Genomic DNA, 20,250 nt, shown 5'->3' on the forward strand with positions numbered 1-20,250 from the left:
GGAGCGAAGGACATGTCGATCGACATCGAGACCGCGCGGCGGGTGGCGCATCTCGCGCGGATCCGCGTGGACGAGGCGGACCTGCCGGCCTTGGCCGGCGAGCTTTCGGGCATCCTCACCTTCATGGAGCAGCTGAACGAGGTGGATGTCGAGGGTATCGAGCCCATGACCTCGGTCACGCCCATGCGGCTGAAGCGGCGGCAGGACGTGGTGACCGACGGCGACATGCAGGACAAGGTGCTGTCGAACGCGCCCGACGCCCGCGAGGGCTTCTTCGCCGTGCCGAAGGTGGTGGAATGAACGCGAACGAACTGACGATCGCCGACGCCCGCGACGCGCTGGCCAAGGGCGAGCTCTCGGCGGTGGACCTGACCATGGCCTGCCTCACGGCCATCGATGCGGGCACGCCGCTCAATGCCTTCGTCCATGCGACGCCCGAGATCGCGCTCGATCAGGCGCGGGCGGCGGATGCGCGCCGGGGCGCCGGGGCGGGCGCGCTGAACGGCATCCCGCTCGGGATCAAGGATCTCTTCTGCACCAGGGGCGTGGCCTCGCAGGCGGCCTCGAACATCCTCAAGGGCTTCAAGCCGGAATATGAATCGACCGTCACCTCGAAGCTGTTCGAGGCGGGGGCGGTGATGCTCGGCAAGCTCAACATGGACGAGTTCGCCATGGGCTCGTCGAACGAGACCTCCTGCTACGGCGACGCGGTCAACCCCTGGAAGGTGGACGACCGCAGGCTGACGCCCGGCGGCTCGTCGGGCGGCTCGGCCGCGGCGGTGGCGGCGGATCTCTGCCTCGCAGCCACGGGCACCGACACCGGCGGCTCGATCCGGCAGCCGGCCGCCTTCACCGGCATCGTGGGGATCAAGCCCACCTACGGGCGCGTCTCGCGCTGGGGGATCGTGGCCTTCGCCTCGTCGCTGGATCAGGCGGGGCCGATGACCAAGAGCGTGCGCGATGCGGCGATCCTGCTCGGCGCCATGGCCGGGCACGATCCGAAGGATTCGACCAGCGCCGACATTCCGGTGCCGGATTTCGAGGCGGCGCTGACGGGCGACATCCGTGGCAGGAAGATCGGCATCCCGCGCGAATATCGCATGGAGGGCATGCCCGCCGAGATCGAGGCGCTCTGGGCTCGGGGCCGCGAGATGCTGGCCGATGCGGGCGCCGAGATCGTCGACATCTCGCTGCCCCACACGAAATATGCGCTCCCTGCCTATTACGTCATCGCGCCGGCCGAGGCCTCGTCGAACCTCGCCCGCTACGACGGGGTGCGCTACGGCCACCGCGCGCGGCTCGGGCAGGGCGACGGCATCGTCGACATGTACGAGAAGACCCGCGCCGAAGGCTTCGGCAAGGAGGTCCAGCGCCGGGTGATGATCGGCACCTATGTGCTCTCGGCGGGCTTCTACGACGCCTATTACAACCGGGCGCGCAAGGTGCGGGCGCTGATCAAGCGCGACTTCGACGAGGCCTTCGCGGCCGGGGTCGATGCGATCCTGACGCCCGCCACGCCCTCCTCGGCCTTCGGGCTAGGCGAGATGGCCGATGCCGATCCGGTGGCCATGTATCTCAACGACGTCTTCACCGTGACGGTGAACCTCGCGGGGCTGCCGGGCATCTCGGTGCCGGTGGGTCTCGACGCCAAGGGACTGCCGCTCGGGCTTCAGCTCATCGGCCGTCCGTGGGACGAGGCGGGGCTCCTCAATCACGCCCATGTGCTCGAACGGGCGGCGGGCTTTGTGGAAAAACCCCGGAAATGGTGGTAAGGCCCCTCGGATCCATGCGACACAGGACCGATACCATGCGCGCTTCCGCGGCACTTCTTCTCGCCGTCGCCACCGCGGCCTGCCAGCCTGCGCCGCCGCAATCGGGCGCGGGCTTCGAGGATTATTCGAGCTACCTGCACCGCCGGGAAGCGGAGCTGATGGGGCAGGGCCGCTCCACGACCATGCCGCTGCCCGACGGGCCGGCGGGTGCGGCCGCGCAGCCCGGCTTCTCGACCGAAGCCATCGGCTCGGCGATCGACGCGGCCGACGGCGGTGCGGGCTACGGCGGGCAAGGGTCCACCGTTCCGGGTCAGGCGGCTCCGGGCGCGCTGATCGGCGGCACGACGAGCTACACGACCGGCGAGGCGGGCCTGCCCGCCAACCGGCCGCGCGGCAACGCACCGGTGGGGATTCGCGAGGAATCGGGCGAGATGGCGGGCGTGGGCAGCCATACCGGCATTTCGGACGAGAACGACTTCAGCGCGGTGTCCGAGCGCCGGAGCCGGGAGGACGATGCGCAGCTCATGGCGCAGAACCGCGCCAACTACACGGTGATCGCGCCCCAGCCGGTGCCGCAGCGCACCCAGTCCGACGGACCGAACATCGTCCAGTTCGCGCTCTCGACCAATCATGCGCCGGGAACGCAGATGTACAAGCGCTCCTCGCTGCGCCTGACGGATCCGGGCGCGGCCTGCGCGAAATTCGCCTCGCCCGATCTGGCGCAGCAGGCCTTCCTCGCCTCGGGCGGCCCCGAGCGCGACCGCAAGGGCCTCGATCCGGACGGCGACGGCTTCGCCTGCGGCTGGGACCCCCGGCCGTTCCGCGCTGTCCGCTGAGGCGTGAGCCTCTCGCCCAATTGCGGGCCGCGGCGCGAGGGTGCGCGGCCCGATCTCGTGGTGATCCATTACACGGCCATGGCCAGCGCCGAGGCCGCCCGCGTCCGGCTCTGCGATCCGGCGGCGGAAGTCTCCGCCCACTGGCTGGTCCCGGAGCGGGGTGAGCCGCTGGCCCTGGTGCCGGAGGAGCTGCGCGCCTGGCACGCGGGGGCGGGGTCCTGGGGAGGCGTGACGGATGTCAACTCGCGCTCGATCGGGATCGAGCTCGCCAATCCCGGCGACAGGCCCTTTTCCGAGCCGCAGATGGCGGCGCTGGAGCGGCTGCTGGCGGGGATCCTCGCACGGTGGCGGATCCCGCCCGCGCGGGTGATCGGCCATTCCGACATGGCGCCGGAGCGGAAATGCGATCCGGGACCGCGCTTCGACTGGCGCCGTCTGGCCCGCGGCGGGCTCTCGGTCTGGCCCTCGGACGGCTGTCCGCCTGCGGAGGCGGAGACCTTTGCCGCTTCGGCCCGCGCCTTCGGCTATCCCGCCGTGGAGGCGGAGCTTCTGCTCGCGGCGGTCCGCCTGCGGTTCCGGCCCTGGGCGCGGGGGCCGCTCACGGGCGAGGACGCGGGGGTGATGGCCGATCTTGCGGCGCGCTATCCGGTTGACGGAGAGACGTCCCAAGCGTAAGCCACCGCCGTGCGGGTGGCCGGATGACCGCGAGCCTTCGGGCGCGAGGAAAGTCCGGACTCCATGGGACAAGGGTGCCGGGTAACGCCCGGCCGGGGCAACCCGAGGGAAAGCGCCACAGAGAACAGACCGCCCCACCGGCCTTCGGGCCCGGGGCAAGGGTGAAACGGTGGGGTAAGAGCCCACCGCGGGACTGGCAACAGGACCGGCATGGCAAGCCCCACCCGGAGCAATGCCGAATAGGGGTTCCGCGCGGGCCTGATCCTTCCGGGGATATCGCCGCAGGGACGTCTCAGCCCGAGGAACCCGGGTTGGCAGCTCGATCCCGTCGGCAACGGCGGGGCCAGAGGAATGGTCATCGAAGGGGGCAACCCCGGAACAGAATCCGGCTTACAGGCTGCCCGCACAACTGATCCCGGCCGAGGCCGGGGGCTTCGCGCCCCCGGACCCCCGCGGGATATTTGGGCCAGCGTGAAAGACGGGCGCCTCAGCCGTAGGTGCGCCGGTCCTCGATCACCTTGCCGTCGTTGGGCAGGGTGCCGGGCGTCACGATCTCGATCCGGCCACGCAGCTTCAGCGCGGCCAGCACCGAGGCCTCGTAGACGGCCGGATTGGTGGCGCGGCTTTCGATCTGGACCGTCATCGCATCCATCTCGCCCTCGCGGGTGGCGATGACTCGGGCGCGGCTGACCTCGGAGTGGCGGGCGACGAGATCGGCCACCTGTTCGGGGCGCACGAACATGCCCTTGATCTTGGTGGTCTGGTCGGCGCGCCCCATCCAGCCGCGGATGCGCCGGTTGGTGCGGCCGCAGGGGCTCTGGCCCGGCATCAGGGCGGAGAGGTCGCCCGTGGCGAAGCGGACGAGGGGATAGTCGCGGTTGAGCGTGGTGACCACCACCTCGCCCACCTCGCCTTCGGGCACCGGATCGCCGGTGCCGGGGCGCACGATCTCGACCAGCACGCCTTCGTCGAGGATCATCCCCTCCATCGCCTCGCTCTCGTAGGCGATGTTGCCGAGATCGGCCGTGGCATAGCATTGCAGGCAGAGGATGCCGCGATCGGCATAGTCCTTGCGCAGCGAGGGAAAGAGGGCGCCGCCGCCCACCGCGGCGCGGACGATGCCCAGCCGCTCGCCCATCTCCTCGGCGCGGTCGAGGATCACCTTGAGATAATCGGGCGTGCCGGCATAGGCGGTGCTGCCCACATCCGCCGCGGCGCGGACCTGCAGGTCGGTCTGGCCGGTGCCCGCGGGCAGGACGCGGGCGCCCACGGCGCGGGCGCCGGATTCGAAGATCATGCCGGCAGGCGTCAAGTGGTAGCCGAAGCAGTTCTGCACGATGTCGGCCGGGCCCACGCCGCAGGCATGGAGGAAGCGGCCCATCCGCCACCAGTCGGGCGTCGTGCGGCCGATCTCGTAGATCGGCCCCGGCGACTGGAAGATATGCTCGAAGGCGCCGCCCTCGGGGAGGAAGCCGCCGAGCGGGGGATGCGTCTTCTGCGCGGCGACGAGGTCGGCCTTGCGGATCACCGGCAGAGAGGCCAGCGCCTCGATCGTGGTGATGGACGCGGGATCCACGCCTGCGAGGCTCCGGCCCAGTGCGGGCGTCGTCTTCGCATGGGCGATGAGCCGCGGCAGGCTCCGGGCAAGGTCCGCCGCGCGCGCGTCGGCGGAGCGGGTCTCGAGATCGTCGTAATGGGTCATCCGTCTCTCTCCCCTCATGCCAGCCACCGCTTGCGCCGCCGGTAGGAGCGGACGTCGCGGAACGACTTGCGGCCCTTGTCGGACATGCCGAGGTAGAATTCCTTGACGTCGGGGTTCTCGCGCAGCTCCTGCGCCGTGCCCTCCATCACCACCCGGCCGCTCTCGAGGATATAGCCGGTGTGGGCGTAGCGCAGCGCCACGTTGGTGTTCTGCTCGGCCAGCAGGAAGGTCACGCCCTCGCCCTCGTTCACCGCGCGCACGATTTCGAATATCTGTTCGACAAGCTGCGGCGCGAGGCCCATCGAGGGTTCGTCGAGCAGGATCATCTCGGGCCGGCTCATCAAGGCGCGGCCCATGGCGACCATCTGCTGCTCGCCGCCCGAGGTGTAGCCCGCCTGACTTTTCCGCCGTTCGCGCAGGCGCGGGAAGTAGGTATAGACCATCTCGAGATCCTCCATCACCGCCGCGCGCCCGTCCTTGCGGGTATAGGCGCCGGTGAGAAGATTCTCCTCCACGGTCAGATGCTCGAAACAGTGCCGGCCCTCCATCACCTGGATCACGCCGCGGCGGACGAGCGTCGCGGGGTCGAGATCCTGCACCCGCTCGCCGCGGTAAAGGATCGCGCCCTTCGTGACCTCGCCCCGCTCGGAGCGGAGCAGGTTGGAAATCGCTTTCAGCGTGGTGGTCTTGCCCGCGCCGTTGCCGCCGAGGAGGGCTGTGACGCCGCCCTTCGGGACCTGCAGGCTCACCCCCTTCAGGACGAGGATGACATGGTTGTAGATCACCTCGATGTTGTTGACCTCGAGCAGGGTATCGGTCCGGGGGGAGGGGCGGTCGTCGAACATGGGCATGGCCTCGGCAGGGGAGGGAGGGCCCGCAGCGGGCCCGCCGGGAGCGGATGCGGCCGGCCCCGGAGGGCCGGCGCGCCGGATCAGTTGCAGCGCTCGGAGAGGCCGGCTTCCTTGGCGTAAGCCGCGGAATCCTCGGCCACGAGCGGGTCGAGCACCGCATCGTCGGGGGCGATCCAGTCGGTGACGAGCGTCCAGCGCTTGGCGCTCGCATCCCATTGCTGGATGCGCGCCATGCCCGGGCCGCCATGGTCGGCGCAGGTGGCCTTGAAGGGCTGGCCGAAGTCGGGCAGGCCCAGCTCCTTCATGCGCGCCTCGGTGATCTCGAGCGCCTCGAAGCCGTCACGCACCTGGGCCGCGTTCACGGCCGGGGTGCCGGCCAGCTCCTGTGCCTTGCGGATCGCCTCGGCGATGACCATGGCCGCATACATGCCGCGGGAGTAGATCACGGTGCCCACGTTCGAGCCGTCGCCCGCCGCCTTGCCCGCGTCGACGACATACTGCTTCAGGTCGGCATAGACCGGATAGTCGGACCCCACACCGTGCATGGTCAGCGACTTGTAGCCGTTCGCGCCGGCGCCCGCGGGGGCCACGTCATTCTCGGAGCCCGACCACCAGATGCCGATGAAATTCTCCATCGGGAAGCGGATGTTCGCGGCCTCCTGGATCGCGACCGAGTTCATCACGCCCCAGCCCCAGAACAGGACGTAATCCGGCTTCTCGCGCCGGACCTGGAGCCACTGGCTCTTCTGCTCCTGGCCGGGGCTGTCGATGGGGAGGGTCGAGAGGGTGAAGCCGTGTTTCTTCGACAGTTCCTCGAGCGTGCGGATCGGCTCCTTGCCGTAGGCGGAGTTGTGATAGAGCAGCGCGATCTTCTTGCCCTCGAGACTGCCGCCGTTCTGGTCGAGCAGATACTTGACCGCGACGGAAGCGCCGTCCCAGTAGTTGGCCGGGTAGTTGAACACCCATTCGAAAACGCGGCCGTTGGCGGCCGAGGTCCGCCCGTAGCCCGGCGTGTAGAGGGTGATCCCGTCCGCCTGCATCTTCGGGATGAGCTGGTAGGTGATGCCGGTCGAGAGCGGGTTGTAGACGAGCGCCCCCTGGCCCTTGGTGGCCTCGTAGCACTCGACGCCCTTCTCGGTGTTGTAGGCCGTTTCGCATTCCGGGGTCTTGACGATCTCGCCGCCGATGCCGCCGTCACGCTCGTTCAGCAGCGTGAAGTAATCCTGAAAGCCGTCGGCATAGGGGATGCCGCCCGCGGCGAAGGGGCCGGTGCGGTAGCTGAGGTTCGGCACGACGAGATCCGCCTGCGCCGCGCCCGCCGTCGCGGCGGCGAGCGCCGTCGCGGCGAGCAGGGTGAAACTCTTTCTCATGGACACTCCTCCCGTTGGTCCTTTGCCGGTTGTCCCGGCCTTCGTCCGGCCGCCCCCGCGTCAGTGCGGGAAGGGCCACAGCCGCAGCTTCTCCTTGAGCACGCGCCAGAGCTGGGCCAGCCCGTGCGGCTCGAGGATGAGAAATCCGATGATGAGCGCGCCCACGATCATGAGCTCGATGTGGGCCGCGAGATCCGAGGGCCAGCCGAGCCCGCCCACCAGCACGTTCTTGAGAAAGACCGGCAGGAGCACGAGGAAGGCGGCGCCCGCGAAGCTGCCGAAGATGCTGCCGAGGCCCCCGATGATGATCATGAAGAGAATGAGGAAGGACTTCTGGATCCCGAAGGCCTCGCCCACCTCGGCCGCGCCGAGATAGACCGCGAAGAACAGCGCCCCCGCGATGCCGATGAAGAAGGACGAGACCGCAAAGGCCGATAGCTTGGTCGTGAGCGGGTTCACCCCGATGATCTCGGCCGCGATGTCCATGTCGCGGATGGCCATCCACTTCCGGCCGATGGTGCCGCGCGTGAGGTTCCGCGCGATCCAGGCCAGCGCGAAGAGGAAGGCCGCGCAGAAGAGATACTTGGCCCAAGCGGGTGTGTTGGCCCCCGTCACCGCGATGCCGAACATGGTCCGCTCGGGCGCGGTGATCTGGCCCGAGGCCGAGTAGTTGTAGAACCACGGCACCTTGTTGAAGAGCCAGACGAGAAAGAACTGCGCGGCGAGCGTGGCGACGGCCAGATAGAAGCCCTTGATCCGGAGCGAGGGCAGGCCGAAGAGCACGCCCACGCCCGCGGTGATCGCGCCTGCGAGGATCACATGGATCAGGATCGGCACGTCGGGAAAGGCGGTCATCAGCTTGTAGACCGCATAGGCCCCCACCGCCATGAAGCCGCCCGTCCCGAGGCTCACCTGCCCGCAGTAGCCGGTCAGGATGTTGAGCCCGATGGCCGCGATGGCATAGATCAGGAAGGGCACGACCACGGCATTGGCCCAGTAGTCGTTGATGACGAAGGGCAGGATGGCGAAGCCCACGACCAGCGCCACCTGATACCAGAGCCGGTCCCACCAGATCGGGAAGGTCTGGCTGTCCTGCGCGTAGCTCGTCTTGAACTCGCCCGCTTCACGGTAAAGCATGGATCAGACCCTCTCGATGATGCGTTCGCCGAACAGGCCCTGCGGCCGGAAGACGAGGAACAGGAGTGCGAGCACATAGGCGAACCAGTTCTCGGTCGCGCCGCCGATCAGGGGGCCCGCAAAGAACTCGAACAGCTTCTCGCCCATGCCGATGATGAGCCCGCCCACGATGGCGCCGGGGATCGAGGTGAAGCCGCCGAGCATGAGGACGGGCAGCGCCTTCAGCGCGATGAGCGAGAGCGAGAACTGCACACCCGACTTCGCCCCCCACATGATGCCCGCGATGAGGGCCACGAAGCCCGCGATCGACCAGACCAGCACCCAGACGAAGCGGAGCGAGATGCCGACCGACAGCGCCGCCTGATGGTCGTCGGCCACGGCGCGCAGCGCGCGGCCGTATTTGGTATATTGCGAGAAGAGCGTGAGCGCCGCGACCAGCGCCGCCGCGACCAGCGTCGCCACGATGTCGAGCCTGTCGATGAAGAAGCCGTAGCCGAACCATTCGGCCGTGACCGCCTCGATCCCCTCCGAGATGCCCTGCGGCAGGCCCACGTCGAGCATCTTGATGTCTGCGCCCCACATGACGTCGCCCAGCCCCTCGAGGAAATAGGCAAGCCCGATGGTCGCCATGAAGAGGATGATCGGCTCCTGGTTCACCAGATGCTTCAGGATCAGCCGCTCGATGGCCCAGGCGAGGCCCACCATCACGAGGGCGGTGAGGGCGATGGCCAGAGCCGCGGGCAGCGTCCAGCCGAAGCTGTGCAGGTTGGTGCCGAGGGCCGCGTTGATGAGATGGGCGAAGGGGATCTGACCGTTCTGCAGCCCCACCAGCGTCAGCGCGGCAAAGAGCGCGAGCACCCCCTGCGCGTAGTTGAAGATGCCCGAGGCCTTGAAGATCAGCACGAAGCCGAGCGCCACGAGCGCATACATCACCCCGGCCATCAGGCCGTTCAGGGTGACTTCCATGGCGTAGACAAGCTGGTCAGGCAGCATCGGGCGCCTCCTCGGCAGCGGGCGGGAACGGGGCGGACGGGGCGCGGGCATGCGGGGCTTCCGCCCGCAGGGAAGCGTCGCCCAGGAGCCGCGGGTGCGGCACCTCCGGCAGGCGCGCGCCGGGGATCGGGGCCTCAGTCATGCTGCACCCCCAGATAGGCGTCGATCACGGCCTTGTTGCTGCGGATCTCGTCGGGGGTGCCGTCGCCGATCTTCTTGCCGTAGTCCATCACCACGACGCGGTCCGAGAGGTCCATGACCACCCCCATGTCATGCTCGATCAGCGCGATGGTCGTGCCGAACTCGTCGTTCGTGTCGAGGATGAAGCGGCACATGTCCTCCTTCTCCTCGACGTTCATGCCCGCCATCGGCTCGTCGAGGAGCAGGAGCTTCGGCTCGGTGGCCAGCGCGCGGGCAAGCTCCACCCGCTTCTTGAGCCCATAGGGCAGGCGGCCGACCGGCGTCTTGCGGATATGCTGGATCTCGAGGAAGTCGATGATCCTCTCGACCTTCGCGCGGTGCTCGACCTCCTCGGCCTGCGCGCGGCCCCACCAGAGCGCCTGGCTCCAGAGACCGGTCTTCATCAGCGTGAGGCGCCCCGTCATGATGTTGTCGAGCACGCTCATCCCCTCGAAGAGGGCGATGTTCTGGAAGGTGCGGGCGATGCCCTGCTGGGCCACCTCATAGGGCTTCATCTGCGGCCGCCGCTTTCCGCGGAACCAGACCTCGCCCTCCTGCGGCACATAGAAGCCCGAAATCACGTTCAGCATCGAGGATTTGCCGGCCCCGTTCGGCCCGATGATCGCGCGGATCTCGCCCTCGCGGATGTCGAAGCTGATGTCGGTGATGGCCTTCACGCCGCCGAAGCGGAGCGTGATGTTCTTCATCTCCATCAGCACCCCGCCGATGCGGCGCTCGTCGGTTGGCTCCGGACCCCTGACCATGGCTTCAGGCATATCGATGAGCGCTGTCATGCCGCGTCTTCCCTTCTATCTGTCGACGTCGAGCGTGCATCGGTGGCCCGTCACGCTTCGGAGAAGCTCCCGCCGTGTGAAGGCAAAGCGGAGCGACAGGATGGCATTCCAGATGGACTTGTTCGTCGAACGGGTGGACCTCGTTTGTGAGTTGGGTGTTCAGCGCGCCTTCGAGCGGCTGAGTATGTGTCCGTTCGCTGCGGCCGCCTGCGCCGGTGAGGTTGAGGTCGAGGTCGAGGTCGAACTTCGCATCAGGCTCTGGGCGTGGGCAGATCAACGCTGAGAGTGTCATTCGGCAGCCATCCTCTGCGCGGAGGCGCCGTGGGTGGCGGCGTCCTCGATCCTCAGCGTGGCGCGGATCGCGCCCTTGCGGCCGTCCTCGTAGGTGACCTCGGTCTCGGTGTGGATGCTGGTCCGCCCGTCGTAGAGCGCGGCGATCAGGTCGTGGTATTTCTCCTCGATGACCTTGCGGCGCACCTTGCGGGTGCGGGTCATCTCGCCGTCGTCGGCGTCCAGCTCCTTGTGCAGGATCAGGAAGCGGTGGATCTGGCAGCCCGACAGCATCGGATCCTCGGCCACGGAGCGGTTCACCTCCTCCACATGGCCCTTCATCATCTCGTAGACCTTCGGGTGGCCCGCCAGCTCCTGATAGGAGGAATAGGCGATGTTGTTGCGCTCGGCCCAGTTGCCCACGGCGGCGAGGTCGATGTTGAGGAAGGCGGTGCAGCGCTCGCGCCCGTTGCCGAAGACCACGGCCTCGAGGATCGAGGGATAGAACTTCAGCTTGTTCTCGACATATTTCGGCGCGAAGAGCCGCCCGTCGGCCATCTTGCCCACGTCCTTGGCGCGGTCGATGATCCGCAGGTGGCCGGTGGCCTCCTCGAAGAAGCCCGCGTCGCCGGTGGCGACCCAGCCCTCGGCATCCTTGGTCGAGGCGGTGCTTTCGGGGTTCTTGTAATAGGCCACGAAGGTGCCGGGCGAGCGGTAGAACACCTCGCCGGTCTCGGCGATCCGCACCTCGACGCCGGGCGAGGGCACGCCCACCGTGTCCGAGCGCACCTGTCCATCGGGCTGCTGGGTGATGAAGACCGAGGCCTCGGTCTGGCCGTAGAGCTGCTTCAGGTTGATGCCGAGCGAGCGGTAGAAGTCGAAGATCTCCGGCCCGATGGCCTCGCCCGCCGTATAGCCCACCCGCACGCGCGAGAAGCCGAGCGTGTTCTTCAGCGGCCCGTAGATCAGCTTGTCGCCGATCCAGTAGGCGATCCGGTCTGCGGTGCTCACAGGTCTGCCGTCGAGGATCGCGGGGCCCACCCGGCGGGCCACCTCCATATAGTGCCGGAAGAGCGCCTTCTTGATCCGGCCCGCATCCTCCATGCGGATCATCACATTGGTGAGCTGGCCCTCGAAGACGCGCGGCGGGGCGAAGAAATAGGTGGGCCCGATCTCCCGCAGATCGTTCATCATGGTGGTCGCGCTCTCGGGGCAGTTCACGCAGAAGCCCGTCCACATCGCCTGACCGACCGAGAAGATGAAATCGCCGACCCAGGCCATCGGCAGATAGGCCAGCACCTCGTCGCCGGGGCGCAAGCCATCGAACGCGACCGAATTCTTCGAGGTCTCGATGATGTTGCGGTTCGACAGGACCACGCCCTTGGGCTTGCCGGTCGTCCCCGAGGTATAGAGCATCACGCAGGTCGAGCCGTAGTCGAGCTCGGCGATCCGGCGGTCGAGCTCTTCGTCGAAGCGGCGATGGGCGGCCCGGCCCTCGGCCACGACATCCTCGAGCCAGTTCATGCGGGAATGGTCGTATTTCCGCATGCCCCGCTTGTCGACATAGACCACCTGCTCGATATGGTGGATCCGGTCCTGCACCTCGATGACCTTGTCGACCTGCTCCTGATCGCCGCAGATGACGAAGCGCGCGCCGCAATGGTCGAGAACATAGACCATCTCCTCGGCGACCGCGTCCTGATAGAGCGGCACGGGCACCGCGCCGCACATCTGCGCCGCCACCATCGACCAGTAGAGCGCCGGGCGATTGCGCCCCACCACCGCCACATGGTCGCCGCGCTGCATGCCGAGCGCGAGGAAGCCCAGCGCGATGGCGCGGATCTCGGACGCCGCCTCCGCCCAGCTCCAGACCTGCCAGATGCCGAATTCCTTCTCCCGATAGGCGGGCTGGCGCGGGAACGCGGTGGCGTTCCTGTGCAGCAGCGCCGGAATCGAGACGAGGTCCCCCGTTTCGGCCATTCCAATCCTCCCTGATGCGACCGGCCCCCTCCTCCGGGATCGGTCGGGCGAGGGGAGGATTCTTGGCGATCCCGCCCTTCGCCCGAGGAGCCTCGCCTGCAATGGTTGCGCGACTTTTTCGCAATCCTTGCGAATTGTAACAGGTCGAGAAGGTCGCGCCGTCCCCGCTCCCGCGGTCTTGTGGCCGCCTCCGCCCGGCGGTGCGCGCCTCCCAACGGCCGGGCAGGCACCCTCCCGGCGGTTGCGGCTCTTCCGCCATCCCCCCGGGATCATGAGCTCTCAGCCTCTCAGCCTCTCAGTCCGGCAGAGCATCTGGTTTCGCGATATCACCCGCGCACCCACGGACGGGCGCAATCGGCCGCCCGGGCCTGTCCGCGGCAGCGCCGGTTGCGGGGGTTCGATGCCCCCGCAACCGGCACCTCCCTCCAGTCCCTCCAGTCAGCCGTTCCCGGCGCGGAGCTGGCCGCGCACGCGGCGGAAGTGACGCGGCGGCCGTCCGCGCGGATGCCCCTTCCGCGGGACGGGGGGCCGGTGCTAGCCAAGAGGTGGGAGGATGCGGGATGCCGGAGAGAGACGAGCCGCTCGAGCCGCTCACGCGGGCGGGGCTGAACCTGATCCAGCAGGCGCTGTCGATCTATGACAGCGACCTCAAGCTCGCGGTCTGGAACCGCCGCTTCCGCGAGATGTTCGACCTGCCCGAGCGGCTGGCCAGCTCCGGCGCGGATTTCACCGAGACGATCCGCTATCTCGTCGAGCGCGGCGAATACGGCCCCGTCGAGGATGCCGACGAGGCGGTGCGCATCCGCGTCGCCGCCGCGCGCACCTTCCAGCCGCATTACATGGAGCGCGAGCGGCCCTCCGGGCGCTGGATCTCGGTCGAGGGCGCGCCGCTGCCGCAGGGCGGCTGGGTCACGGTCTATACCGACATCACCGAGATCAAGCTGCAGGAGAGCCTGCTGCGCGCCCGGTCCGAGGTTCTGTCGGGCGAGGTGCTGGCCCATGCCGAGCGGCTGGCGCAGGCCAACCGCGCGCTCGCCGCAACCAACGCCGCGCTGGAAGAGGCGCAGCGCGAGCTGACCGAGATGGAGGCGCGCACCCGCCTGACCACCGAGATGATGCCCGCCCACATCGCCCATGTCGGCCGCGATCTGCGCTATACCTATTCCAACCGTCGCCTGTCGCAGGTGATCCCCGGCCGGCCGTCCGACATTCTCGGCCTCACCGGGCGCGAGGCTCTGGGCGAGGGGCTCTTCGCCCGCATCCGCCCGTGCCTGCTCCGCGCGCTCGAGGGCGAGGCCTCGGTGCTCGAATTCTCCGACGAGGACAGCGGCTCGCGCATCCGCGCGGCCTTCACCCCCGACCGCACCGGCGACGGGCCGATCAATGGCGTCTATATCCTGTCGATGGATGTCACCGCCGAGACGCAGGCGCGCGAGGCGCTTATCCAGACCCGCAAGCGCGAGCTGACGGCGCAGCTCACCTCGGGGCTCGCCCATGATTTCGCCAACCTCTTGACCGTCATCCTCGGGCTGCAGGGCCGGCTCGAGCGGATGGACCTGCCCGAGGAGGGCCGCCAGTTGGTCGCGGCCACCGTGGCCGCGGCGCGGCGCGGGGGCGGGCTTCTCGACCAGATCGCCTCGATCTCGGGCAAGCGGGCGCTGAAGCCCACCGCCACGGAGCTCGCGCGGTTCCTCGCCGACCTGCGGCTCATGGCAGGCCCGACCCTGCCCGAGGGGGTGGCGCTCGAGATCGCCATGCCCGAGCCGATCCCGCCGGTGATGCTCGATGCGGGCGGGCTGCAGGATGCGGCGCTGAACCTCATCCTGAATGCGCGCGATGCGATCGGGCCCGCGGGCGGCACCATCCGCCTGACGGCGCGCCCCGTGCGCGACGCCTGGATCGAGATCCTCGTCGAGGATGACGGGCCGGGCTTCACCGAGGCGGCGCTCGAACGGGCGCTCGATCCGTTCTTCACCACCAAGGGCGGCATGGGTTCGGGGCTGGGCCTCTCGATGGTCTACGACCAGATCAAGCTTGCAGGCGGCACCGTGCGCCTCGGCAACCGCCCCGGCGGCGGGGCGGCGGTTCAGCTCCGCCTGCCGCTGCGGCGGGCCGACGAGGCCGCGCCGCCGATGCTCGTGCTCCTCGTCGAGGACGATCCCGACATCCGCGAGACCGTGCGCGGGATGCTCCGCGCCGGGGGCCATAGCGTGATCGAGGCCGCCAGTGCCGACGAGGCGCTGACGCTCCTCGACCTGCCGGGGGTGGAGCTCGTCCTGTCGGACGTGAACCTGCCGGGCCGCCTCTCGGGGATCGATCTGGCCGAGGCGCTGGCCGGGCGGGCGGGGGCCGCGCGGCTCGTGCTCATGACCTCGCTGCCCGCAGGCGACGCGCGCCGGGCGCGCGCCGAGACGCTGGCGCCGGTTCTGGCCAAGCCCTTCGATGCGGCGGATCTCGCCGCCTGCCTCGGAGCCTCCGCATGAGCCGCGCGCCCCTCGTGGCCATCCTCGACGACGAGCCCGAGATCCGCCGGATGCTGGCCCTGGCCCTCGAGGAGGCTGGCTTCCAGACCACCGCCTTCGGCCGCGCGACCGAATTCGAGGCGGCGCTGAAGCGGCGCGCGCCCGATGTCTGCCTCGTCGATCTGGGCCTGCCCGACCGCGACGGGCTGGCCGTCGTCCACCGGCTCGCCCTCGAATCGGGGGCGGCCATCATCATCGTCTCGGGCCGCGCGCAGGTGCAGGACCGGGTGACGGGCCTCGAGCTCGGCGCCGACGACTACATCATCAAGCCCTTCGATCCGGCCGAGGTGGTGGCGCGGGTGCGCGCGCGGCTGAGAAAGGGACGCGCCGAGAGCGTTCCCGCCACCCAGACCGCGCATTTCTCCGGCTGGACCGCGCATTTCGACCGCTACCTCCTCGTGGCCGGAGACGGGGCGGAAGTCGCCTTCTCCCATGCCGAGGGCGAGGTGCTGCGGCTCTTTCTCGAAAGCCCGCGGCGACTGATCTCGCGGGCGCAGATGCAGGAGAGCCTCGGCGGCGCCGCGGGCGAGAGCTTCGACCGGGCTATGGATGTGCGGATCTCGCGCCTGCGCACGAAGCTCGGCGAGGACCCGCGCAACCCCACGCTCATCAAGACGATCTATGGCGCGGGCTACATCTTCTTGGGCGAGGTCGAGTGGCGCTGAGCCGGCCGCCTCAGAAGAAGGCCGCGCCCAGCCCCGCGCCCGCCAGCACGATCCAGAGCGGCGGCGTGCGCCACTGGGTGAGCAGCACGAAGCCCGCGAGCGCCATGGCGAAGGGCAGGGGGCCCGTCACGCCCGCGGTGAAGACCGGCTCCCAGAGCGCGGCGCCGAGGAGGCCCACCACCGCGGCATTGGCGCCCCGCATCGCCCTCTGCGCGTGGGGCATCCGGCGCAGCCGGTCCCAGAAGGGCAGCGCCCCGCAGAGAAGGAGGAGGCCCGGCGCGAAGATCGCGACCAGCGCCACCGCCGCGCCGACGGGGCCCGCCGCCACCGCCCCAAGATGGGCCGCGAAGGTGAAGAGGGGCCCCGGCATCGCCTGCGCCGCCCCGTAGCCCGCGAGGAAAGCATCCGGCGTGACAAGACCCGCCCGGACCGTCTCGGCCTCGAGCAGCGGCAGAACGACATGGCCGCCGCCGAAGACCAGCGCCCCCGCCCGCGCCATGCCGTCGGCCAGCGCAAGGAGGGGCGAGAGCCCGGACAGAAGCGGCAGGATGGCAAGGAGCATCGCGCAGGCGGCAAGGCAGGCGATCCCCGCGCGTCGGGAGAGGAGTGGCGGCCCTGCTCCGCCGTCCGTCGCCGCGGGGGCCGTGTCGCGGGCGATCCAGAGGCCCGCAAGCGCCCCGAGGAGGATCGCGCCGATCTGGCCCGGGGCCTCGGGCACCAGCACGGCGAGGGCGGCCGCCGCCGCGGCAAGGCTTGCCCGCTCCCGGTCGGGACAGAGGCTCGCCGCCATCCCCCAGACGGCCTGCGCCACGATGGCCACCGCCACCACCTTCAGCCCTGCGAGCGCGCCCAGCGCTGCGGGATGGGCGATCTGGCCCGCCGCAAGCCCGAAGGCCGCCATGAGGAGGGCCGAGGGCAGGGTGAACCCCGCCCAGGCCGCCAGCGCGCCGCTAGGCCCGGCGCGGTGCAGGCCCATGGCGAAGCCCACCTGACTCGAGGCCGGCCCCGGCAGGAACTGGCAGAGGGCGACGAGATCGGCATAGGCGCGGTCGTCCATCCAGCGCCGTCGCTCCACCAGCTCGGCCCGGAAATAGCCCAGATGCGCCACCGGTCCCCCGAACGAGGTCAGCCCGAGCCTGAGAAAGGCCAGGAAGACCTCGGCCGCCCGGCCGCCTTTGTCGCTGTGCATGAGCGGCTCCGCTTGACGGCAGGGAAGGTGCGCGCATCCTGCCTCGCCCGCAAGGGCAAGGGCAAGGGCAAGGGCAAGGGCAAGGGCAAGGGCAAGGGCAAGGGCAAGGGCAAGGGCAAGGGCAAGGGCAAGGGCAAGGGCAAGGGCAAGGGCAAGGGCAAGGGCAAGGGCGGATGGAGCGTGAGACCGTGGACGATGCACGGGCGACAGGCACCCGGCGGGCAAGGGGATCGAACCGCCCGGAGATCGGTGGCGAGGGCGCGGTGCGGGGGCTGTTGACACCCGGTCCGGGGCTTGTATAAGCGCGCATCCCCGGGCAATCGGCCCGGGGTTTTCATTGGTGTTGGTGGCCCCCGCGAGGGGATGACCTGTCGCCCGGTCTCCGGGAAAGGACAACGCCCTTCACAATCGAAGGAGATCAGCGGTGACCAAGCGCACCTCTGCCAAATACAAGATCGACCGCCGTATGGGCGAGAACATCTGGGGCCGTCCGAAGTCCCCGGTGAACAAGCGCGAATACGGCCCCGGCCAGCACGGCCAGCGCCGCAAGAACAAGCTCTCGGACTTCGGCACGCAGCTGCGCGCCAAGCAGAAGCTGAAGGGCTACTACGGCGACCTGACCGAGAAGCAGTTCCGCAAGATCTTCGCGGAAGCCGAGCGCGTCAAGGGCGACACCGGCGAAATGCTCGTGGGCCTGCTCGAGCGCCGTCTCGATGCGATCGTCTACCGCGCCAAGTTCGTGCCGACCATCTTCGCCGCCCGCCAGTTCGTGAACCACGGCCACGTGACCGTGAACGGCCAGCGCGTGAACATCGGCTCCTACCGCTGCAAGGAAGGCGACGTGATCCAGGTCCGCGAGAAATCGCGCCAGCTGGCCCTCGTGCTCGAGGCCACGCAACTCGCCGAGCGTGACGTGCCGGACTACATCGAAGTCGACTATTCCAAGATGACGGCCACCTTCGTCCGCACCCCGGGTCTGGGCGACGTGCCCTATCCGGTTCAGATGGAACCGAACCTCGTGGTCGAATTCTACGCGAAGAACTGAGGCGAGGGGCGCATCGCCGCCCCGTCCCCGGGCGCGGGCGCGTCTTTCCGGACTGCGCCACCGCCCAACCTTCCGCCGCCCCGCCTTGTGGGGCGGCTTTTTTTGTCCGCCATATGCAGGGATGTCCTCCAGACCTTGTGGCCTGAGGGCAGCATTGCCTCTAGGACCGCCCGTTCCCGTTGAGTTCGCACTGGCCTCGCCGCCCCGCCGCGGATAGAACCCGCTGGCAGAGGAAGGTGACCCATGAGTGACGCCATACGCCCCCAGCCCGGGATTCTCGACATTGCCCTCTACGAGGGCGGCAAGAGCCATGTGGCGGGCATCCAGAACGCGCTGAAGCTGTCGTCGAACGAGAACCCGTTCGGCCCCTCGCCCAAGGCGAAGGAGGCATTCCTGCGCTCGGTCCATACGCTGCACCGCTATCCCTCGACCGACCATGCGGGCCTGCGCCATGCCATCGCCGAGGTGCACGGGCTCGATCCCGCCCGCGTGATCTGCGGCGTGGGCTCGGACGAGATCATCACCTTCCTGTGCCAGGCCTATGCCGGGCCGCACACGGATGTGGTCTTCACCGAGCACGGCTTCCTCATGTACCGGATCTCGGCCCTGGCGGTCGGGGCCAATCCGGTCGAGGTGCCCGAGCGCGAGCGCACGACCGACGTGGATGCGATCCTCGCCGCCTGCACGCCGCACACGCGGCTGGTGTTCCTCGCCAACCCCAACAACCCGACGGGCACCATGATCGGGCAGGCCGATCTCGCGCGGTTGGCCGCGGGGCTGCCGGCGCAGGCGATCCTCGTGCTCGACGGGGCCTATGCCGAATATGTGCCGGGCTATGACGCGGGCCTCGCCCTGATCGAGGAGCGCGGCAACGTCGTCATGACGCGGACCTTCTCGAAGATCTACGGGCTGGGCGGGCTGCGCGTGGGCTGGGGTTACGGGCCGAAAGCCATCATCGACGTGCTGAACCGGATCCGGGGGCCCTTCAACCTCTCGACCACACAGCTCGAGACCGCCGAGGCCGCGGTGCGCGATCAGGACCATGTCGCCCGCTGCCGCGCCGACAATGCGCGCTGGCGCATCTGGCTGGCCGAGGCGCTGGCGGAAATCGGCGTGCCGTCCGATACATCGATGGCGAACTTCATCCTCGCCCGTTTCTCGGATACCGAGGAGGCCGAGGCCTGCGACCTCCATCTGCAGACGCAGGGGCTGATCGTGCGCCGCGTTGCGGGCTACAAGCTGCCGCACTGCCTGCGCATCACCATCGGCGACGAGGCCTCGTGCCGCCGCGTCGCCCATGCGATCGGCCAGTTCAAGAGGATGCGCTGATGGCCCTCTACGAACGCGTTGCGCTGATCGGCCTCGGGCTCATCGCCTCGTCGATGGCCCATGCGATCCGCGCCGCGGGCCTTGCGACCGAGATCACGGGCCATGCCCGCAGCGCCGAGACGCGGGCGGCGGCGGTCGAGATCGGGCTCTGCGACCGGGTGTTCGAGACTGCGGCCGAGGCCGTGGCGGGCGCGGATCTGGTGGTCCTGGCCGTGCCGGTGGGGGCGATGGGCGCCATCGCCGCCGAGATCGCACCGCATCTGGCCCCCGGCGCGACCGTGACCGACGTGGGCTCGGTCAAGCAGGCCGTCATCACGGCGGTGGCGCCGCATGTCCCCGAAGGCGTGCATTTCGTTCCCGGCCACCCGCTTGCGGGCACCGAACATTCCGGTCCCCGCTCGGGCTTCGCCACGCTCTTCCGCAATCGCTGGTGGCTGCTCACGCCGCCCGAAGGCGCGGATCCCGAGGCCGTCGCGCGGCTCCGCGCGCTCTGCGAGGGGATGGGCGCCAATGTCGAGGAGATGGATGCCGCCCACCACGACCTCGTGCTGGCGGTGACGAGCCACACGCCGCACCTGATCGCCTACACGATGGTGGGGGTCGCCGATCATCTCCGCCGCGTCACCCAGTCGGAAATAATCCGCTACTCGGCGGCGGGTTTCCGCGACTTTACGCGCATCGCGGCCTCGGACCCCACCATGTGGAGAGATGTCTTCTTGACAAACAAGGAGGCGACGCTGGACATTCTCGGGCGTTTCACCGAAGAGCTTTTCGCGCTGCAAAGGGCCATTCGACTGGGTGATGGGGATCACCTGTTCGAATATTTCACGCGCACGCGCGCGATCCGCCGCGGGATCATCGAGGCGGGTCAGGACACGGCAGCACCGGACTTCGGCCGCGCGGCCGAGGCCGGCAAGGGCACAGAAAAGGGCTAGACACG

19 protein-coding genes and 1 other RNA gene are annotated in these 20,250 nt (G+C 69.1%); 12 read left to right on the forward strand and 8 right to left on the reverse strand.

Annotated elements, in window-relative coordinates; translation table 11 throughout:
- Nucleotides 1-12 precede the first annotated feature (12 nt).
- From gatC to rnpB, 5 genes are all read left to right on the forward strand, one after another.
- A complete protein-coding gene (gene gatC / locus RSP_RS04380) occupies nt 13-300 on the forward strand; it encodes an Asp-tRNA(Asn)/Glu-tRNA(Gln) amidotransferase subunit GatC (protein WP_002719430.1) in 288 nt (95 codons plus the stop codon).
- Nucleotides 297-1,772, forward strand: a complete 1,476-nt coding sequence (gene gatA / locus RSP_RS04385) for an Asp-tRNA(Asn)/Glu-tRNA(Gln) amidotransferase subunit GatA (protein ID WP_011337367.1) — start codon at nt 297-299, stop codon at nt 1,770-1,772. Before gatC ends, gatA begins: the two co-directional genes overlap by 4 nt.
- 35 nt (nt 1,773-1,807) lie before the next feature.
- Nucleotides 1,808-2,608, forward strand: coding sequence for a hypothetical protein (locus RSP_RS04390; RefSeq protein WP_009566974.1), 801 nt, complete (start codon nt 1,808-1,810; stop codon nt 2,606-2,608).
- A gap of 3 nt (nt 2,609-2,611) precedes the next feature.
- Nucleotides 2,612-3,283 (forward strand): N-acetylmuramoyl-L-alanine amidase, encoded by a 672-nt coding sequence (locus RSP_RS04395; RefSeq protein ID WP_011337369.1) that lies wholly within the window; start codon nt 2,612-2,614, stop codon nt 3,281-3,283.
- 11 nt (nt 3,284-3,294) lie between these two features.
- An RNA gene (gene rnpB, locus RSP_RS04400) (RNase P RNA component class A) lies at nt 3,295-3,692 on the forward strand.
- Between the two features lie 78 nt (nt 3,693-3,770).
- Here rnpB and RSP_RS04405 read toward each other — a convergent pair.
- From RSP_RS04405 to RSP_RS04430, 6 genes are all read right to left on the reverse strand, one after another.
- Nucleotides 3,771-4,985, reverse strand: a complete 1,215-nt coding sequence (locus tag RSP_RS04405; protein WP_017140134.1) for a phenylacetate--CoA ligase family protein — start codon at nt 4,983-4,985, stop codon at nt 3,771-3,773.
- A gap of 14 nt (nt 4,986-4,999) precedes the next feature.
- Nucleotides 5,000-5,830 carry an ABC transporter ATP-binding protein gene (locus RSP_RS04410; RefSeq protein WP_002719435.1) on the reverse strand — a complete coding sequence of 277 codons (831 nt, stop codon included), beginning with the start codon at nt 5,828-5,830 and terminating at the stop codon, nt 5,000-5,002.
- A gap of 86 nt (nt 5,831-5,916) precedes the next feature.
- On the reverse strand, nt 5,917-7,206 hold the full coding sequence (locus RSP_RS04415; protein ID WP_011337371.1) for an ABC transporter substrate-binding protein: 1,290 nt from the start codon (nt 7,204-7,206) through the stop codon (nt 5,917-5,919).
- A gap of 60 nt (nt 7,207-7,266) precedes the next feature.
- Nucleotides 7,267-8,343, reverse strand: coding sequence for a branched-chain amino acid ABC transporter permease (locus tag RSP_RS04420; RefSeq protein ID WP_002719437.1), 1,077 nt, complete (start codon nt 8,341-8,343; stop codon nt 7,267-7,269).
- A gap of 3 nt (nt 8,344-8,346) precedes the next feature.
- A complete protein-coding gene (locus RSP_RS04425) occupies nt 8,347-9,336 on the reverse strand; it encodes a branched-chain amino acid ABC transporter permease (RefSeq protein WP_002719438.1) in 990 nt (329 codons plus the stop codon).
- Nucleotides 9,337-9,470: 134 nt separating this feature from the next.
- The gene (locus tag RSP_RS04430; RefSeq protein ID WP_011337372.1) at nt 9,471-10,310 is read right to left on the reverse strand and encodes an ABC transporter ATP-binding protein; all 840 of its coding nucleotides are present in this window, start codon (nt 10,308-10,310) and stop codon (nt 9,471-9,473) included.
- Nucleotides 10,311-10,410: 100 nt separating this feature from the next.
- Between RSP_RS04430 and RSP_RS04435 the strand changes: the two genes are divergently transcribed.
- Nucleotides 10,411-10,593: a hypothetical protein gene (locus RSP_RS04435; protein WP_017140135.1), complete on the forward strand. Its 183-nt coding sequence runs from the start codon at nt 10,411-10,413 to the stop codon at nt 10,591-10,593.
- Between the two features lie 5 nt (nt 10,594-10,598).
- On the opposite strand, the gene RSP_RS04440 is transcribed toward RSP_RS04435, so the two are convergent.
- Nucleotides 10,599-12,560, reverse strand: a complete 1,962-nt coding sequence (locus tag RSP_RS04440; RefSeq protein WP_011337373.1) for a long-chain fatty acid--CoA ligase — start codon at nt 12,558-12,560, stop codon at nt 10,599-10,601.
- Between the two features lie 560 nt (nt 12,561-13,120).
- On the opposite strand from RSP_RS04440, the gene RSP_RS04445 reads away from it, so the two are divergent.
- Together RSP_RS04445 and RSP_RS04450 are read left to right on the forward strand one after the other, a co-directional pair.
- On the forward strand, nt 13,121-15,043 hold the full coding sequence (locus RSP_RS04445; protein WP_011337374.1) for a PAS-domain containing protein: 1,923 nt from the start codon (nt 13,121-13,123) through the stop codon (nt 15,041-15,043).
- Nucleotides 15,040-15,747 (forward strand): response regulator transcription factor, encoded by a 708-nt coding sequence (locus RSP_RS04450; RefSeq protein WP_011337375.1) that lies wholly within the window; start codon nt 15,040-15,042, stop codon nt 15,745-15,747. The genes RSP_RS04445 and RSP_RS04450 overlap by 4 nt, the downstream gene beginning before the upstream one ends.
- A 10-nt stretch (nt 15,748-15,757) precedes the next feature.
- Here the strand turns inward: RSP_RS04450 and chrA are convergent, their stop codons facing one another.
- Nucleotides 15,758-16,936, reverse strand: coding sequence for a chromate efflux transporter (gene chrA / locus RSP_RS04455; RefSeq protein ID WP_011337376.1), 1,179 nt, complete (start codon nt 16,934-16,936; stop codon nt 15,758-15,760).
- Between the two features lie 27 nt (nt 16,937-16,963).
- On the opposite strand from chrA, the gene RSP_RS04460 reads away from it, so the two are divergent.
- The 4 genes from RSP_RS04460 (at nt 16,964) to RSP_RS04475 (ending at nt 20,245) form a co-directional block, all read left to right on the forward strand.
- Nucleotides 16,964-17,215, forward strand: a complete 252-nt coding sequence (locus RSP_RS04460) for a hypothetical protein (protein WP_043840477.1) — start codon at nt 16,964-16,966, stop codon at nt 17,213-17,215.
- Between the two features lie 145 nt (nt 17,216-17,360).
- On the forward strand, nt 17,361-17,981 hold the full coding sequence (gene rpsD, locus RSP_RS04465) for a 30S ribosomal protein S4 (protein WP_002719445.1): 621 nt from the start codon (nt 17,361-17,363) through the stop codon (nt 17,979-17,981).
- Between the two features lie 243 nt (nt 17,982-18,224).
- Nucleotides 18,225-19,310: a histidinol-phosphate transaminase gene (gene hisC / locus RSP_RS04470; RefSeq protein WP_011337377.1), complete on the forward strand. Its 1,086-nt coding sequence runs from the start codon at nt 18,225-18,227 to the stop codon at nt 19,308-19,310.
- Nucleotides 19,310-20,245: a prephenate/arogenate dehydrogenase family protein gene (locus RSP_RS04475; protein ID WP_002719447.1), complete on the forward strand. Its 936-nt coding sequence runs from the start codon at nt 19,310-19,312 to the stop codon at nt 20,243-20,245. The genes hisC and RSP_RS04475 overlap by 1 nt, the downstream gene beginning before the upstream one ends.
- Nucleotides 20,246-20,250 lie beyond the last annotated feature (5 nt).

The organism is Cereibacter sphaeroides 2.4.1 (genome assembly GCF_000012905.2).
Classification (GTDB): domain Bacteria; phylum Pseudomonadota; class Alphaproteobacteria; order Rhodobacterales; family Rhodobacteraceae; genus Cereibacter_A; species Cereibacter_A sphaeroides.

Bases quoted from the DNA above. Each gene is read 5' to 3' on its own strand.
- chrA (WP_011337376.1), bottom strand. From the start codon at position 16,936: ATGCACAGCGACAAAGGCGGCCGGGCGGCCGAGGTCTTCCTGGCCTTT.
- RSP_RS04405 (WP_017140134.1), bottom strand. From the start codon at position 4,985: ATGACCCATTACGACGATCTCGAGACCCGCTCCGCCGACGCGCGCGCG.
- gatA (WP_011337367.1), top strand. From the start codon at position 297: ATGAACGCGAACGAACTGACGATCGCCGACGCCCGCGACGCGCTGGCC.
- RSP_RS04440 (WP_011337373.1), bottom strand. From the start codon at position 12,560: ATGGCCGAAACGGGGGACCTCGTCTCGATTCCGGCGCTGCTGCACAGG.
- hisC (WP_011337377.1), top strand. From the start codon at position 18,225: ATGAGTGACGCCATACGCCCCCAGCCCGGGATTCTCGACATTGCCCTC.
- RSP_RS04450 (WP_011337375.1), top strand. From the start codon at position 15,040: ATGAGCCGCGCGCCCCTCGTGGCCATCCTCGACGACGAGCCCGAGATC.
- RSP_RS04435 (WP_017140135.1), top strand. From the start codon at position 10,411: ATGGCATTCCAGATGGACTTGTTCGTCGAACGGGTGGACCTCGTTTGT.
- RSP_RS04425 (WP_002719438.1), bottom strand. From the start codon at position 9,336: ATGCTGCCTGACCAGCTTGTCTACGCCATGGAAGTCACCCTGAACGGC.
- RSP_RS04415 (WP_011337371.1), bottom strand. From the start codon at position 7,206: ATGAGAAAGAGTTTCACCCTGCTCGCCGCGACGGCGCTCGCCGCCGCG.
- RSP_RS04390 (WP_009566974.1), top strand. From the start codon at position 1,808: ATGCGCGCTTCCGCGGCACTTCTTCTCGCCGTCGCCACCGCGGCCTGC.
- RSP_RS04410 (WP_002719435.1), bottom strand. From the start codon at position 5,830: ATGTTCGACGACCGCCCCTCCCCCCGGACCGATACCCTGCTCGAGGTC.
- RSP_RS04445 (WP_011337374.1), top strand. From the start codon at position 13,121: ATGCCGGAGAGAGACGAGCCGCTCGAGCCGCTCACGCGGGCGGGGCTG.
- RSP_RS04420 (WP_002719437.1), bottom strand. From the start codon at position 8,343: ATGCTTTACCGTGAAGCGGGCGAGTTCAAGACGAGCTACGCGCAGGAC.
- RSP_RS04430 (WP_011337372.1), bottom strand. From the start codon at position 10,310: ATGACAGCGCTCATCGATATGCCTGAAGCCATGGTCAGGGGTCCGGAG.
- gatC (WP_002719430.1), top strand. From the start codon at position 13: ATGTCGATCGACATCGAGACCGCGCGGCGGGTGGCGCATCTCGCGCGG.
- RSP_RS04475 (WP_002719447.1), top strand. From the start codon at position 19,310: ATGGCCCTCTACGAACGCGTTGCGCTGATCGGCCTCGGGCTCATCGCC.